A 15,490-nucleotide genomic window follows, 5' to 3' on the forward strand; every position below is an offset into this window, starting at 1 on the left:
CCCTGCGGGGTTGCGAACAGGCCTCTCGCTTGTCGTGATTCGCCTGCCGCCCTAAGCAGGCATTCACCATGATCATCGCCTGTCCCGCCTGTTCGACCCGATATGTGGTGCCCGATAGCGCCATCGGGATCGAAGGCCGGACGGTGCGCTGCGCGAAATGCAAGCACAGCTGGTACCAGGACGGACCCGACGCAGAGCAGATCGCAGCGGCCGCTGCGGTGCCTGCGCCGCCTCCCCCTGCTGCCGCCACGCCAACTCCGGCTCCGGCTCCGAGACCGGCCCCCGAGCCCGCGCCTGTCCCCCAGCCGGCCACCACGAATGCGGACGCACCAGCCACCGCCGCCTCGGACGTCAGCTATGGCGGTGCCGCCCCTGCAGCAAAGGAACAGCGCGACGGGCCGGATTTCGACGAGGCTGAACCACCCTATGGTGAGGTGCAGGACGATTTGCCGCCCGCGCCCGAACCCCAAGATACGGACGACAGCGCGTCCAGCTTCGACCATGCCCCGCCGTTCCGCCCGCGCCGCAACATCACCAAGATGTGGACGATCGCCGCGGCGGTCTTCGCCTTGCTGGCGGTAGGAACGATCCTCACGGTGAATTACGTCGGCCTGCCGGACTGGGTGCCGGTGTCGAAGCCGCTGTTCGGCCAGGCGCAGCCCGATCTCGAACTGTCCTTTCCGGTCGAGGAGCAGGAGCGGCGCACACTGCCCAACGGCACGGAATTCTTCGGCGCGAAGATCGTGGTGAGCAACACTGCGCGCGAAAGCCGCAACGTCCCGCCGATCCTGATCGTGCTGCTCGACCAGCGGGAGCGGCAGGTTTACAGCTGGGTCGTCAACCCGCCACAGCCGACGCTGGCTCCGGGCGAGGAAATGACGATCAACGAGGCCGTGACCGACGTGCCGAAATCGGCCGTCTTCGCGGATATCGGTTGGGCCCCGCGCTGAGCGGGCCGAACCACCTCACAAACATGCTTGCGAGGGCGTGGCGGCGCTGCTAATGGCGCGCTCCTACCGGCGGGACGGCGTGCGATTCACGCGCTCCCGATGCAGACTGTGTGCGGTCGTGGCGGAACTGGTAGACGCGCAACGTTGAGGTCGTTGTGGGTGAATAACCCGTGGAAGTTCGAGTCTTCTCGACCGCACCAACAGTCTTTGTCCGCATACCCGATCCTTACCTTCAGAGCGTGCTGAGCGCCCACCAGGGGCCGTCCTTGCGATCAGCCTTGAACCGGCCGAGGTCGCGCAGCCGCGCCATGAAGGCGGGCTTGAACATCTCGTCGTCCTTGAAGTTCTCGCCGACAGTGCTCGGGAAGGTATCGTACATGTCGGCCGTGGTCAGCAGGATCTCGCCATAGGGATTGCCAAGGCGCAGCGCAGCGATCGCGCCGATCTCGCTTTCGTTGACGAGCAGGTCGTACCCGCGCTGGCCATTCTTGAGCGGACCGGACTTGCGATTAAGCTCGGGCGCAGGCTTGCGCACCGTCGGCCCGTTACGAACGACGTAAACCTTGGGCGCGGTCTTGCGATATTCCTCGGCAAAGTTTTCCTGCGACGTAGTGGAGGCCTTGGTCACTCCATGCGACGCCATCTCCTTGCGCACTTGCCGATCGACGATCGCCATGGTCCGGTCGAAGAAGACCGACCGCCGCACCCCGCCGTCGTATAGCGACACTGCCTTGCCGTCCGATCCGGCCACCCGCAGTTGCTGGTGGAAGACCGGCATGGCCGACGATGCCATGGTGGCTGCCGCCAGCGCCTCCGCCGCTTTCTCCAGGCTCGGCGCCTTGTTCACCAGTTCGCGCAAATCGGCGTAGCGGAAGCTGCCGTCGTCGGCTTCGACGAAGCCAGCGTAGCCTGCGATGCTGGAGTTCCCGATCGCTTCAACCAGTCTGCAGTCGCCATCGGGGCACAGCGCTTCGATGATCCGCTTGCGCAGTGGCGCGGTGCCTGCGGCCGAGCCGAAGAACGGCACCAGCGCGAGGCCCGTATGGCGCACGACCTCGCTCTCCTTCTCGGGCGAATAGCCCCAGACCAGCCGGTCGATCGCATGACGACGCATTACGGGCGTCTGCTTGGGATCGAGCGCCACCATCATCATTAGCGCCTGCAGCGAACCGGTCGAGATACCGGTGATCACGCCGATCCCTTCGAGGCCCAGTTCCTTCGCCCCGCTCTGTTCGCTCAATCGCTTGAACAACCCCGCGCCGAAAGCGCCCCACTGGCCGCCGCCCGAGAGCAAAAGCACGTTGCACTCCGGCGCCTCGGCCTCGACATGGCATTCCACCGCTTCCTTGATGGAACAGCTCATCGGATCGTCGAGCTTGCATTCCAGCACGGCAGTCGCGTCGCGCTGGACATCGCGGATGATCGGGCCGGGATCCCCGTCCATCACATGGGTGTAGAAACCGTCGATCTCGAAAGTCAGCGCGCCCCGCCGCACGATCTTGAACGCAATCGCAAGAATAAGGGCGAGGCCCAGCGTTACTGCGCCAATGCAGATAAGAATATCGATCACAATCCGGTCCCCCACCCGATGGATTTCGGGCAGGATAGGCCAAACCGCTGGCGAATCAATCAGCCGTGCGCGCCGAACTCATTGGCGATGCAGGTCGAAATGCGCAGGCAAAGCGCATAGGCATCGTCGATCGGGTTGATATAGCGTTCGCGGATGTCGGCATAGCCTTCGCCCTGTCCGCGGGGATACTCACCCGCCTCGTCCATGTTGAAATCATCCTTACGCGGGAAGCTGACCGGATAGGCGCGGCGCAGTTGCGCCAGCGCATCGTCGATGCGGAGGGAGAAGACCATTTCCAGCACGTCGGTCCGGCTGATGTCGTTCGCCCGGCTGAAGGCAGGGACCGAGACCGCCTTCAGGAACATATGCTGGAGCAGTGCGAGGCGCACGGCCTGGAGCACACCGATGATCCGGCGCACATTCTCGCGATCCGGATGCGGCTCCTCGTTGCGCACGAGTTCGAACAGGCGGTGGAGCTTGAGCGCGTCGACACGCAGGCGCGAGGCGAGGCGACGGAACACACCGTTGCGATCGTCCGAAATGAGATATTCCGCCAGCGCCTCGCAGGCCTCGCCAAGGTGATCTTCGGTCCCGCGGTAAGGCCGGCTCGCCCAGTACGCCGAATTGAACAGCTCGCCATAGGCAGCCACGGTCTTGATGCTGGCGAGCGAATTGGAGGCGCGGACCAGCCGCATGATCTGCCGCCCGCGCTCGCTTTCGTTGAGCAACGTGGCGATATCCTCGATATTGCCTTCCGCCGCGCTGCCGATCCCGGCGATGATATTCACCGGATAGCCGAGTTGCTGGAGGATCGAATTATGCGGGATCGCTCGGATCTGCCGCAAGCTCATCTCGCGATCGGCGGAAAGGTCCGACTGGCGGCGCGATACGCGGCTGCCGGTCTTGTTCAGCAGGCCGAGGCCGAAGGCTGTCACGGCGCGGCTGTAGGTGCGGCTTTCCAGATGGTCGCGCTGATGTTCCTTGATCGCGCGATAGAAATCGAGGCTGAGGTCGGTGCGCCGATAGAAGGGATCGGTCGGCACTTCAGCATCGGTGTGCGCTGGCGTGTGCTCGACGATCTTGGTCAGCGTCGCGAGGGCCAACTCGGGCGTGGCGAAGAACAGATAGCCATCGCCGCCCTGGAAGCTTGCCTCCGGCTCCAACCGGATACCCGCGCGCGCGAACCGGCGCTGCGACCAGGACGACAGCGGCCATTCGATCCGGTCCTCGAAACTGGAGGGGTGCGCGCCGCGGCCCATCCCCTCGCCATGCGTATCGAAGATCAGCGCGGCGACATCGGCCAGCCCGTTATTCTCCATCGCCTGCGCCAGGCGGCCTTGCAGGCGCTCGATCGCAAGGCTGGCCGGGATCTGCCCGACAAAGCGCCCAGCATCCGAGAATCCGGTCTGGATGGCGATCCGACCGCGGCGCTTGGCGTATGTGCGATATTCGTCCTCGGCCAGCAGCGCGTCGAGGAAACGGCCGCCGTGTTCAAGCGCGGTCTCGGTCTCGAACAGCGGCGAGACGTCGACCTTGTCCTCGATCCCGAACAGCTTGGCGAAATAGAGCGCGGCGAGCACGGTCGCGGGCTGTTCGCATTCGGCCACCAGCATGCGGATCGGCGCATCGGCGTCGATGTGCTTGAGGATCTGTGTCATCGCGAGGAATTGCCGCACGGCAGTCGAGCTTTCGACCGCGAGGCTGGCAAAGTTGGCGCTGGCAGGTTTCACGTTGGCGATCAGTTCGCGCAAAGCGGCAAGCGCTCCGCGACTGCCGAGGTCGATGTCCGCCGCGTCGCCCAGCCGCGTGCGGATCGCATTGTGCAGCTGCTTGGCGTTCACGCGGAAGTGAATCCACCCCATGCCGAGCCCGTCGGCGCGCATCGCCGCAGTGAGGGTCCGCAGGGCGATGGCTTTTTCCGCGGTGGAGGATGCCGCCTCGCCTTCGAGCTGCGCGATGGTCTGGCGCAGGGACAGCAGTTTGCCTTCGTCGTCCTCGGTCAGCCGGTTGGCCGCTGCCGACAGGTCGCCCGCGTCCGAAAGGTCTCCGGCGAACTCGTCCGCGCTCGCCTGCGTCCGCGTCGCCGCGGCCCGCAGCGTCCCGAGCAATTCGTGGTCGTCGTCGATCGCTTCCAGTTGCGCAGCATAGCGCCCCAGCCGCTGCGCTTTCTCTGCAAGGCGGAAAGCGATCGAGGTATACCACTTGATATCGGTCCGGCCATCCATGTCGTAGCCAACCCAGGTCGCAAAGCGAAACGGCAGGGGGGTGAAATCGAACCAGCGGCTCGGCCATTTTTCATGCGCGGTATCCAGCGCTTCGCTCACGATGCGGTCGCGCGCATCCTGCGCGTTGGCGATGGCGGACATCGCCCTCTCGTGTTCGTAACGCAGCGTGATCTCGGGCCGCTCCCCGCTCTTGCCGGGCGCAATTCCGCCCCCGTGCGAGGCCGCCTGCGCCACCGCAGCGGACTGATCCGGTGTGAGCAGGAAGGTCGGATGCGCGGTGAACACCGCATGCATGTGCGGGTGCTCCCAGAAATTGCGGAACGCGTCGAACTCGCCATCCGCCCAGGTCTGGCGATCGAGCCGCTGTTCGGCCTCTTCCGGCACAACGAGGCAGCGGAGCCGCTCGGCCCGCGCATCGAGCGACTTGGCTTCCAGTTCCTCGATCAGCTTGGAGAGGTCCGCAATGCCGATCTCGTCCCGCTCGAGCCGCCGCGACAGGTCGAGCGACAGCTGGAACACGGGATTGAACAGCGGGGTCAGCGCCGTCTGCCGATGAAGCTCCTGCAATCTCTCGCTGAGGCCAGCAAGCGTGATGGCAAGCGTCTGGTCGGGCATTCGGGTGTCCTCCGGCATAAAATCGCGATCCGTTCGGCGGGAATGCGCCGCGCAAGTCAAGGCGGGCGCGCCCCCGTTGTCCATGAATACGCATGCGGCGCGCACTGGTTGCAGCAAGGTCCGCAAGGGGCTGGACAGCGCGGGTACGAAGCTTCACCGATGCGCGCATGATGCAAGCAATGGAACGACGGGCATGAGCGACTGGACCATCGGAATTATCGGCGGCTCCGGGCTCTATGCGATGGATGCGCTCGAGGATGCGCAGTGGATTTCGGTCAAGTCGCCCTGGGGCGAGCCGTCGGACGAAATACTGTGCGGCACGATCGGCCATGTTCGCGTGCGCTTCCTGCCCCGGCACGGGCGCGGCCACCGCATCGCGCCATCGAGCATCAACGCGCGCGCCAATATCGATGCGCTCAAGCGGGCGGGCTGCACCGACATTCTCGCGATCAGCGCGGTCGGTTCGCTGTCCGAAGAGCTGCCGCCCGGCCGCTTCGTGACCGTCGACCAGTTCATCGACAACACCAAGGGCCGCCCGTCGAGCTTCTACGGCGACGGTTTCGTGACCCACGTCAGCATGGCCGAACCGGTCTGCCCGCGCCTGTCGAAACACGCGCTCAAGGCGGTCGAGAAAGCAGGCGGCGGCTGCAGCGAGGGAGCGACTTACTTGGCTATGGAGGGCCCGCAGTTCTCCAGCCGCGCGGAGAGCAAGCTCTACCGGCATTGGGGCGCCGAGGTTATCGGCATGACGGGCATGCCCGAAGCGAAACTCGCGCGGGAAGCGGAGCTGCCCTACGCCCTGCTTGCCATGGTCACCGATTACGACAGCTGGCGTGACGATGCGGAAAGCGTCGATGTCGCGGAGATCGTCAAGCAGATGAATGCCAATGCGGCCATCGCGCGCAAGGCGGTCGAGATTTTCTGCAAAGGCCTGCCGAAAAAGCGCAATCCCTCGCCGATCGACCAGGCGCTCGCCGACGCGGTGATTACGGCCCCGGACAAACACGACAAGGCGCTGGTCGCCAAGCTGGATGCGGTGGCAGGCCGCCTGCTGGGCAGGGGATGAGCCAAGCTTACGACCTGCTGGTCGTCGGCGGCGGCATCAATGGCGCGGGCATCGCGCGCGATGCGGCGGGACGCGGCATGCGCGTGCTGCTGGTCGAGAAAGACGATCTCGCCTCGCATACTTCTTCGGCTAGCACGAAGCTGGTTCATGGCGGCCTGCGATACCTAGAAATGTACGAATTCCGGCTGGTGGCGGAATCCCTGCGTGAGCGGGAAGTGCTGCTGCGGGCCGCGCCGCATATCATCTGGCCGCTGCGCTTCGTGATGCCGCACGAACCGAGCATGCGCCCGCGCTGGATGCTGCGCGCCGGCCTGTTCCTCTACGATCATATCGGCGGGCGGATGAGCTTGCCGCGAAGCAAGGCGGTCGACCTGACCGTGCCGCCGCACCGCGGCGTGCTGCAGGATCGCCTGAAGAAAGGCTTCGAATATTCCGACTGCTGGGTCGAGGATTCCCGCCTCGTCCTGCTCGCTGCGATGGACGCCGAGGCACGCGGCGCGACCGTGCTGACCCGCACCGAATGCACCGCGCTGGCGCGATCGGCGGACGGCTGGCGGGCGACATTGCAGGCACCGGGAGGGGACCGCGAGATAGAGGCGCGAGCCGTCGTGAATGCGGCGGGACCTTTCGTGGACCGGCTCGCGGAGGCCGCGCTCGGCAGCAGCACACCTTCGCACCTGCGGCTGGTCAAGGGCAGCCACATCGTCCTCTCGCGGCGCTTCCCGGACGAGCATGCCTATATCTTCCAGCAGCCAGATGGCCGGATCGTTTTCGCCATCCCCTACGAGCGGGATTTCACGCTGATCGGCACCACCGATCTGCTCTACGAAGGCGATCTCGACGAGGTCCGCATTGCGGCTGAGGAAATCGATTATCTCTGCGAGGCCGCCTCGCGCTATTTCGTCAGCCAGGTGGCGCGCGAGGAGATCGTCTCCACCTATTCCGGCGTGCGCCCGCTCTACGAGGACAATGCGGCCAGCAACAGCACGGTCACGCGCGATTATGTCTTCGAGCTGGAGGCCGACGGCGGTGCACCGATCCTGTCGATCTACGGCGGCAAGATCACCACATTCCGCAAGCTGGCCGAGCATGCGCTGGAGAAGCTGGGCGAAGCGATGACCGTTCCCGGCGAGCCGTGGACTGCGACTGCATCGCTGCCGGGCGGGGAGTTCGAGGACGGCGATTTCGCTCGCTTCCTCTGGCAATCGAGCGAGCACTACCCGTTCGTGCCGCCGGAGATGCTGCTGCGACTGGCCCGCGCCTATGGGACACGTCTGGCGCAAATCCTGCAAGGCGCCGAAAGCCTCGACGACCTGGGGCAATGCCTCGGCGCAAATCTTTACGAGGCGGAGCTCCGCTACCTCGTGCGCCACGAATTTGCGCGCACCGCCGAAGACGTGCTCTGGCGGCGCAGCAAGCTGGGGCTGCACCTGCCCGCCGATGCGCAGGCACGGGTGGGCGAGTGGATGGCCGCCAACGCTACGCAAACCGCCGACTTCGCTTGAAAGCAGGAGGTTGCAGGTCCAAGTGGGGCGCTTCCTCTGACCATAAGCGAGTCGAATGGCCCTGAAAGATCCAGCCCCCAAGTCTATTTCCCGCAACGATGTGCGCGTCGCCTATCGCGCCGAAGAGAACGCCTGCGTCGCTCAGCGTCTCGCCGAAGCGTCGCGGGCATCCAAACTGCATGACGAGGCTGCGGGCATTGCGATCCGGCTGATCGAGGATGCGCGCAAGCGCAAGGCCTCGGGCATCGATGCTTTCCTCCATCAATACGGTCTGGCGACAGAAGAAGGCGTGGCGCTGATGTGCCTTGCCGAAGCGCTGCTGCGCGTGCCCGATGCGGCCACCGCCGACGCGCTGATCCGCGACAAGATCGGCGATATCGACTGGGCGGAGCACATGGGCGAAAGCTCTTCCACCTTCGTCAACGCCGCCACCTTCTCGCTGATGCTGACGGGCGAAGTGCTGGAGCGCCCGGAAGAAGCGCAGAAGGGCATGCGCCGCACACTCAAGGGTGCGGTCAATCGCCTCGGCGAGCCGGTGATCCGCAAGGCCACCTTGCAGGCCATGCGCATCCTCGGCGGCCAGTTCGTCTATGGCCGGACGATCCAGGAATCGCTGAAGCGCGCCGCGCCGGAACGCGCCCGCGGCCTCACGCACAGTTTCGACATGCTGGGCGAGGCGGCCATGACCTATGCCGATGCCGAGCGATATCGGGTCAACTACCAGAAGGCCATCGAGCGCTTGGCGCGCGAGTCCACCGGCAATCTCGCGACTTCGCCCGGAATCTCGGTCAAGCTGTCGGCGCTGCATCCGAAATACACCTTCATGCATGCCGATCTCGCCATCGCCGACCTCCTGCCGATCGTGCGCGACCTGGCGGAAATGGCGCGCGATGCGAATATCCATTTCACCATCGATGCCGAGGAAGCCGACCGGCTAGAGATGTCGATGGACATCATCGAAGCGCTGGCACGCGACGACAGCCTGTTCACCCGCGCCGACGGCACCCGCTGGGAAGGCTTCGGCATGGCGATCCAGGCCTATCAGAAGCGCGGCGTACCGCTGTGCGAATGGGTCGCGCGCCTTGCTCGCAAGCACGATCGCAAATTCTTCGTGCGCCTCGTCAAAGGCGCCTATTGGGACACGGAAATCAAGCTCGCCCATGTCGGCGGGCTAAGCGACTTCCCGGTCTTCACCCGCAAGATCGCGACCGACGTCAGCTTCCTTGCCTGCGCGGGCAAATTGCTCGCCGCAAACGATGCGATCTATCCTGCATTTGCGACGCACAATGCCTATACGATCGGCTCCATCAAGGCGATGGGAGAGGGGAAAACCTTCGAATTCCAGCGGCTGCACGGCATGGGCGAGGAAGTCTATGGCGCGCTTGCGCAGATGGAGGGCAACCGGCGGACCAATGTGCGCATCTATGCGCCCACCGGCACGCATAAGGACCTGCTCGCCTATCTCGTCCGCCGCCTGCTTGAGAACGGGGCGAATAGCAGCTTCGTCAATCGCATGGCGGATGCCGGCGTTCCGGCGGCAGATCTGGCTACCGATCCGGTCGCCGAGCTGTCCGCGCTCGACCCCTATCGCAACCCGACGATCCCGCTGCCGGAAGACATCTTCCCGGACCGGAAGAATTCGGCGGGCATCGATCTGTCGGACCCGCTGGTGCTCGAACCCCTGCTGGGCCGTCTGGCCGAGCTCGACCGCAAGCACTGGCGCGCGGAGCCGACCTTCTGCTCGGGTGCGGAGGGTGAAATCGCCCCGATCAACAAGCCGCACGATCTTTCCGCCGAAGTCGGCACGCGCCGCGACGCATTAGACTTCGAGGTCGAGGAAGCAATCACGCGCGCCGAGGATATCCAGCCGGGCTGGAACGCGCTCGGTGGCGAAAAGCGCGCGCTGCTGCTGGAAGCCGCAGCCGACCTGTTCGAGGAGCATACCGACGAGTTTCTCTCACTCTGCCAGCGCGAGGCGGGCAAGACACTGCTCGATGCCGTGCTGGAGCTGCGCGAGGCGGTCGACTTCCTGCGCTTCTATGCAAACGAGGCGCGCCGCCAGTTCAGCGGGCCCATGCCGCTGCCCGGCCCGACGGGTGAGGAAAACCGCCTGACCCTGAACGGTCGCGGCGTCTTCGCATGCATCAGCCCGTGGAACTTCCCGCTGGCGATCTTCATCGGCACCCCCGCCGCCGCACTGGCTGCGGGCAATACGGTGGTGGCCAAACCCGCCGAGCAGACTCCGTTGATTGCGGCGCTCGCCGTGCGTCTGTGCCACGAGGCCGGCATTCCCGAGGAAGCCTTCCAGCTGCTGCCGGGCGCAGGCGAAGTCGGAGAGCTTATCACCTCCGATCCGCGCATCGCCGGTGTCGCCTTCACCGGCTCGACCCAGACCGCGCAGGCGATCAATCGCAGCCTCGCCGCGCGCGACGGGCCGATCGCCACGCTGATCGCCGAGACCGGCGGGCAGAACGCGATGATCGTCGATTCCACCGCGCTGCCCGAACAGGTGACGCGCGATGTCGTCGCCAGCGCGTTCCAGAGCGCGGGCCAGCGCTGCTCGGCCCTGCGTGTCCTCCATATCCAGGAGGACGTCTACGACGAGATGCTGACCATGATCCGCGGCGCATTCGAAGCGCTGCACATCGGCAATCCCGAACACCTCGCCACCGACATCGGCCCGGTCATCGATCCCGACGCGAAAAGCTCGCTCGAACGCCACGTCGCGCGCCGCAAGAAGGGCAGCAGCAACGTCTGGCGCCGCCGCCTCCATCGCGGGGCAGCCGCTGGTTGCTTCGTCGCGCCGACCATCATCGAGCTCGATTCGATCCTCGACCTGAAGCGCGAGAACTTCGGCCCGATCCTCCATGTCGTGCGCTACAAGGCGAGCGATCTCGGCCGCGTGGTGGAAGACATCAATGCGACCGGATACGGCCTGACGCTTGGCCTCCACAGCCGCAACGACGACACGCGCGCCTTCGTCGAAAGCCGCGCGAAGGTCGGCAATTTCTACGTCAACCGCAACCAGATCGGTGCGGTGGTCGAAAGCCAGCCCTTCGGCGGCGAAGGCCTGTCCGGCACCGGACCCAAGGCCGGCGGACCGCACTATGTCGCCCGCTTCGCGACCGAGCGCGTGGTCTGCATCGACACAACCGCGGCAGGCGGAAACGCGACGCTGCTGGCCAGCTAGAAGCGGATAAAATTCCCGGGCCGCTTGCCGTGAAGGCGCGGCTCGGGAATCGTCGCGGCATGGCGATTCTTTCCGACAAGTGGATCCGCGACAAGGCGACGAACGAGGGCATGATCGAGCCCTTCGTGGAGGCGCAGCGACGCGAGGGGTGCATTTCCTACGGGCTGTCGAGCTTCGGCTACGACGCGCGGGTCGCGCCCGAATTCAAGATCTTCACCAATGTCGACAGCGCGGTCGTCGATCCCAAGGATTTCGCCAGCAACAGCTTCGTCGATCGCGATACCGACGTCTGTGTGATCCCGCCCAACAGCTTCGCGCTGGCGCGCACTGTCGAATATTTCCGCATCCCGGAGGACGTGCTGGTCATCTGCCTCGGCAAGAGCACTTATGCGCGGTGCGGGATTATCGTGAACGTCACCCCGCTGGAACCGGGCTGGGAAGGCCATGTGACGCTGGAATTTTCCAACACCACACCGCTGCCCGCAAAAATCTACGCCAATGAAGGCGCGTGCCAGTTCCTGTTCCTGCAGGGCAATGAGCGGCCCGAAGTCACATATTCCGACCGGGCCGGCAAATATATGGGCCAGCGCGGAGTCACCCTACCGCGGCTCTAGCCCCTTGCGTCATGCCAGCGAAAGCTGGCATCGCTCTTCAATCCGCTCCAGCCAAATCGAAAGCGATCCCAGCTTTCGCTGGGACGATGGGAGAGAAACATGGCCGACAGGGAATTCGACATCGTGGTCTATGGCGCAACCGGTTACACCGGGCGCCTCGTCGCCGAGCATTTCTTTCGCGAATACGGCACCCGCGACGATAGCCCCAAATGGGCGATGGCGGGCCGCAGCGAAGACAAGCTGACGGCGGTGCGCGACGAGATCGGCGCCCCTTCGACCACGCCGATGATCGTCGCCGATGCGTCCGATCCGGCCAGACTCGAGGCGATGTGCAACCGCACCAAGGTCGTGCTGACGACCGTCGGCCCCTACCAGCTCTACGGCGACGAGCTTGTCGCGGCCTGCGTCAAGGCCGGCACCGACTATGCCGACCTGTGCGGCGAGCCGGTCTGGATGCGGCAGAAGATCGACGAGCACATGGAGGCCGCCAAGGCCAGCGGCGCGCGCATTTGCTTTTCGTCCGGCTTCGACTCCATCCCCTTCGATCTCGGCGTGCTGATGGCGCAGAAGGAGGCCGAGAAGCGGTTCGGCTCCGCCGCACCGCGCGTGAAAGGGCGCGTGCGCGGGATGGCCGGCAGCGCGTCGGGCGGGACTGTCGCCAGCCTCACCGAGACGATGAAGGCGGTGGCGAAGAACCCCAAGCTCGTCCCGATCCTCACCAGCAGTTTCGGCCTGACGCCGGGTTTCGAAGGGCCCGACCAGCCCAACGGCATGATCCCGCGTTACGAACAGAGTCTCGGCAAATGGGCCGCGCCCTTCGTCATGGCCCCGATCAACACCAAGAACGTCCACCGCACCAACTTCCTGCTCGGCCATCCCTGGGGCACCGATTTCCGCTACGACGAGATGGTCCTCACCAGCCCCGGCGACGCGGGCAAAGCGGCGGCCAAGGCGGCAGCCGACATGATGAAGAACCCCTTCGGCGCCAAACCGCCCAAGCCCGGTGAGGGACCGACTCCCGAAGAGCGCGAAAACGGCTTTTACGACCTACTGTTCGTGGCCGAGATGCCGGACGGCCAGACGCTGCACTACGGCGTGAAGGGCAAGTACGACCCCGGCTACGGCTCGACCAGCCGGATGCTGGCCGAAACCGGCATGGCCTTACTCGAAATCGACGGCGAAGGCGGCGTGGGCACCCCGGGCTATTTCCTCGGCGAGAAACTGGTCGAGCGGCTGCGCGACCATGCCGAACTCACCTTCGCCGTCGAGGACTGACCTCGCTTAAAAACTAAGCCGCACGCTTGCGGTAATGTTACGCCCCGCCAGCGGCACGAAGTCCTTCGTGAAGCTGGTGTGGCGGCGACCGGTCACGTCGAAGATATTGTCTGCCTGCAGAAGCAGCGACACCGCCGGGGTCGCCCGCAACGGACGCCAGGCGACCGAGGCGTTGACGAAGGTGTAGCCGTCGGTCGGCGTCTCGAAGGCTGCGACATCGTCCTGCCCGTCGTACCATTCGACTTCGGCACGCACGTCAATGGCTTCGCTCGACGCTTCCAGCGCGCCCGACAGGCCGAGCGGCGGGATACGCGGGACGTTGCTGCCATCGTCCAGCTTGGCACGGACATATTCCGCGGTCAGCTCGGTGCCGAAGCTCCAGTCGCCATTGTCGAAGAAGGTGTAGGCCAGCTCGGCCTCGACGCCGGTGTAGGTCGCATCCTGCTGGAGATATTCGAACACCGGCAGATCGTCTTCCTCGAAGCCGGTTTCGGACAGGTAGATGTAGTTGTCGAACCAGCTCCGGTAAGCCGCCACGCTGAATTCGGCGCGGCCCAGCCGGCCACGCGCATAGATTTCGCCGCCCCATGCCCGTTCGGTGACGAGGTCGGGGTCGCCGATTTCGAATGCCTGCGTCGCAATATGCGGACCGTTGGAGAAGAGCTCTTCCGCACTCGGGGCGCGGGCGACGCGAGAGACGTTGACGCCCGCGCGGAACGCTTCGGGGCCGTCGTAAGCCAGACCGACCGCACCCGAGAGTGTATCGAAATTGCGCTCGATGCCGAGCGGGACCGAGTCTACCGATGTCGTCTCGAAGCGCGCCGAGCCTTCCAGTTGCAGCGGTCCATTGCCGTATTCCTGCAGCGCGAACAGCGCATATTGCTCGGCCCGGTTGGGCGCGACATAGGCCTCCACCCCCTCGGCATCGAAATCGCGGGCGTAATATTGCGCGCCCATCGATCCGCGCCAGCGGCCTTGCGTGTTCTGGACGATTTCCAGCCGCGCTTCGACCCCGCCGACATCGAACACCGTGCCGACCTCGTCGCCTTCGAATTCGGTATGGGTGTAATCGGAATAGCCGACGCGCAGCTTCATGCGCTCGAAGAAACCGTCTCCCAGGGCGAGATCTGCCAGCAGGTCGGCGCGATACTGGCGCAGGCCGATGCTGACGCGTTCTTCGCCCTCTTCCTCGCCTTCCTCTTCTTCGCCGCCCTCTTCCTCGCCATGATGGTGACCGGCGCCGGGGCGACCGGGAATGCCATAGGCGGTGTCGTAGATGCCGAAGGATGCGCCCAGCGTGCTATCGCCATCGATGAAGGCGAGGCCGACGTTCGCAGACCAGGTCTCGCTTGCGGTGTTGGGCACGAACCCGCGCTGATCGGCGGCTTCGCGCAGCTCGTCCGCCTCCTCGAACTCGCCTTCGGTTTCTTCCTCGGCAGCTTCCTCGAGCAATTCGGCGCGAAGGGCCGGTGCGACCGAGAAGCCGGGAATTTCCAGGTCGCCGGTCTCGCGCCAGCTACCGCCGAAGTGTGCGACGAGGCCGGTCTGACCGAAGGGTACATCGACCGACGCGCCCGCTTCGCGCAAGTCGGTCGCCGTGTCCGCACGAACGAGCGCATCGACATGGACCGGCTCGTCGGGAACGCGGCGCGGGATGCGCTTGTCGATAACATTGACTGCGCCGCCGATCGCCTGGCTGCCGAACAGCAGCACGGCCGGGCCGCGCAGCACTTCGATGCTCTCGGCGTTCAAGGGATCGATCGATACCGCGTGGTCGTCGGACGTATTGGATACGTCGATCGCGCCGACCCCGTCGACCAGCACTTTCACTCGCTCTCCGGAGAAGCCGCGCAGGACCGGACGCGAGGCACCGGGTGAGAAGCCGGTTGCGGACACGCCGGGAAGATAGGCGAGAACTTCGCCCAGCTGACCGTCGAGATTGCGCTGGAGTTCAACGTCCTCGACCACGCTCGTCCCGGCGAGCAGATCGAACTGGCGCAGCCCCTGCGCGCTGACGATAATGACGTTCTGCGTATCGCGGCGACGGTCGTGCACGTCGTCTGTCCGGTCCGGATCGGCCGCTTCGGTCTCGGGAGGCTGGCCCGCCGTTTGTGCGATTGCGGGCGTGGTCCCGACGAATGCGACGGACGACAGAAGGAGAGCGATGCGGTGATGATGATACAACATAACCGGCCCAATAGCGTCTGCATTTCACGTTGCAACCCGAAACCGGCAGGTCTGGACGAATGCACGCCACCACACGACGAACCGCATCGGTCGTCGCATCGAACTTAGTCGCTGGAGCAAAATGGAGCGGGCGAGGCGATTCGAACGCCCGACCCCAACCTTGGCAAGGTTGTGCTCTACCCCTGAGCTACGCCCGCTCACTGACGCTCGCCGAACCGCATGGCCCGGTGGGGAGGTGGCCAACTAGCAGCGGGTCATGAGTCCCGCAAGCCCAAAAAACGCAGAATTTGCGA

The 15,490-nt window shown here is 65.1% G+C and carries 9 protein-coding genes and 2 tRNA genes; 7 read left to right on the forward strand and 4 right to left on the reverse strand.

All coding sequences use genetic code 11. The annotated features are described in order from the left end of the window. Window positions 1-68 precede the first annotated feature (68 nt). Window positions 69-950 (forward strand): MJ0042-type zinc finger domain-containing protein, encoded by an 882-nt coding sequence (locus tag ACSH0F_RS01865; protein ID WP_435199358.1) that lies wholly within the window; start codon window positions 69-71, stop codon window positions 948-950. 112 nt (window positions 951-1,062) lie between these two features. Continuing rightward, window positions 1,063-1,150: transfer RNA gene (locus tag ACSH0F_RS01870), tRNA-Leu, on the forward strand. A gap of 32 nt (window positions 1,151-1,182) precedes the next feature. On the opposite strand, the gene ACSH0F_RS01875 is transcribed toward ACSH0F_RS01870, so the two are convergent. Together ACSH0F_RS01875 and ACSH0F_RS01880 are read right to left on the reverse strand one after the other, a co-directional pair. Continuing rightward, window positions 1,183-2,520 carry a patatin-like phospholipase family protein gene (locus ACSH0F_RS01875; RefSeq protein WP_435199360.1) on the reverse strand — a complete coding sequence of 446 codons (1,338 nt, stop codon included), beginning with the start codon at window positions 2,518-2,520 and terminating at the stop codon, window positions 1,183-1,185. A 59-nt stretch (window positions 2,521-2,579) separates the two neighbouring features. After that, the gene (locus ACSH0F_RS01880; protein WP_435199362.1) at window positions 2,580-5,360 is read right to left on the reverse strand and encodes a phosphoenolpyruvate carboxylase; all 2,781 of its coding nucleotides are present in this window, start codon (window positions 5,358-5,360) and stop codon (window positions 2,580-2,582) included. A 193-nt stretch (window positions 5,361-5,553) separates the two neighbouring features. Between ACSH0F_RS01880 and mtnP the strand changes: the two genes are divergently transcribed. From mtnP to ACSH0F_RS01905, 5 genes are all read left to right on the forward strand, one after another. Further along, window positions 5,554-6,426 (forward strand): S-methyl-5'-thioadenosine phosphorylase, encoded by an 873-nt coding sequence (gene mtnP / locus ACSH0F_RS01885; RefSeq protein WP_435199364.1) that lies wholly within the window; start codon window positions 5,554-5,556, stop codon window positions 6,424-6,426. Further along, window positions 6,423-7,931, forward strand: a complete 1,509-nt coding sequence (gene glpD / locus ACSH0F_RS01890; protein ID WP_435199366.1) for a glycerol-3-phosphate dehydrogenase — start codon at window positions 6,423-6,425, stop codon at window positions 7,929-7,931. The genes mtnP and glpD overlap by 4 nt, the downstream gene beginning before the upstream one ends. 55 nt (window positions 7,932-7,986) lie before the next feature. Further along, a complete protein-coding gene (gene putA / locus ACSH0F_RS01895; RefSeq protein WP_435199368.1) occupies window positions 7,987-11,121 on the forward strand; it encodes a bifunctional proline dehydrogenase/L-glutamate gamma-semialdehyde dehydrogenase PutA in 3,135 nt (1,044 codons plus the stop codon). 59 nt (window positions 11,122-11,180) lie between these two features. Beyond that, a complete protein-coding gene (gene dcd / locus ACSH0F_RS01900; RefSeq protein ID WP_278329269.1) occupies window positions 11,181-11,735 on the forward strand; it encodes a dCTP deaminase in 555 nt (184 codons plus the stop codon). Window positions 11,736-11,834: 99 nt separating this feature from the next. Beyond that, window positions 11,835-13,010 carry a saccharopine dehydrogenase family protein gene (locus ACSH0F_RS01905; protein WP_435199371.1) on the forward strand — a complete coding sequence of 392 codons (1,176 nt, stop codon included), beginning with the start codon at window positions 11,835-11,837 and terminating at the stop codon, window positions 13,008-13,010. Between the two features lie 6 nt (window positions 13,011-13,016). On the opposite strand, the gene ACSH0F_RS01910 is transcribed toward ACSH0F_RS01905, so the two are convergent. Next, window positions 13,017-15,197 carry a TonB-dependent receptor gene (locus tag ACSH0F_RS01910; protein WP_435199372.1) on the reverse strand — a complete coding sequence of 727 codons (2,181 nt, stop codon included), beginning with the start codon at window positions 15,195-15,197 and terminating at the stop codon, window positions 13,017-13,019. A gap of 122 nt (window positions 15,198-15,319) precedes the next feature. Then, window positions 15,320-15,394: transfer RNA gene (locus tag ACSH0F_RS01915), tRNA-Gly, on the reverse strand. Window positions 15,395-15,490 lie beyond the last annotated feature (96 nt).

This window comes from Qipengyuania sp. 902 (genome assembly GCF_051195295.1).
In the GTDB taxonomy this organism is placed as follows: Bacteria; Pseudomonadota; Alphaproteobacteria; order Sphingomonadales; family Sphingomonadaceae; genus Qipengyuania.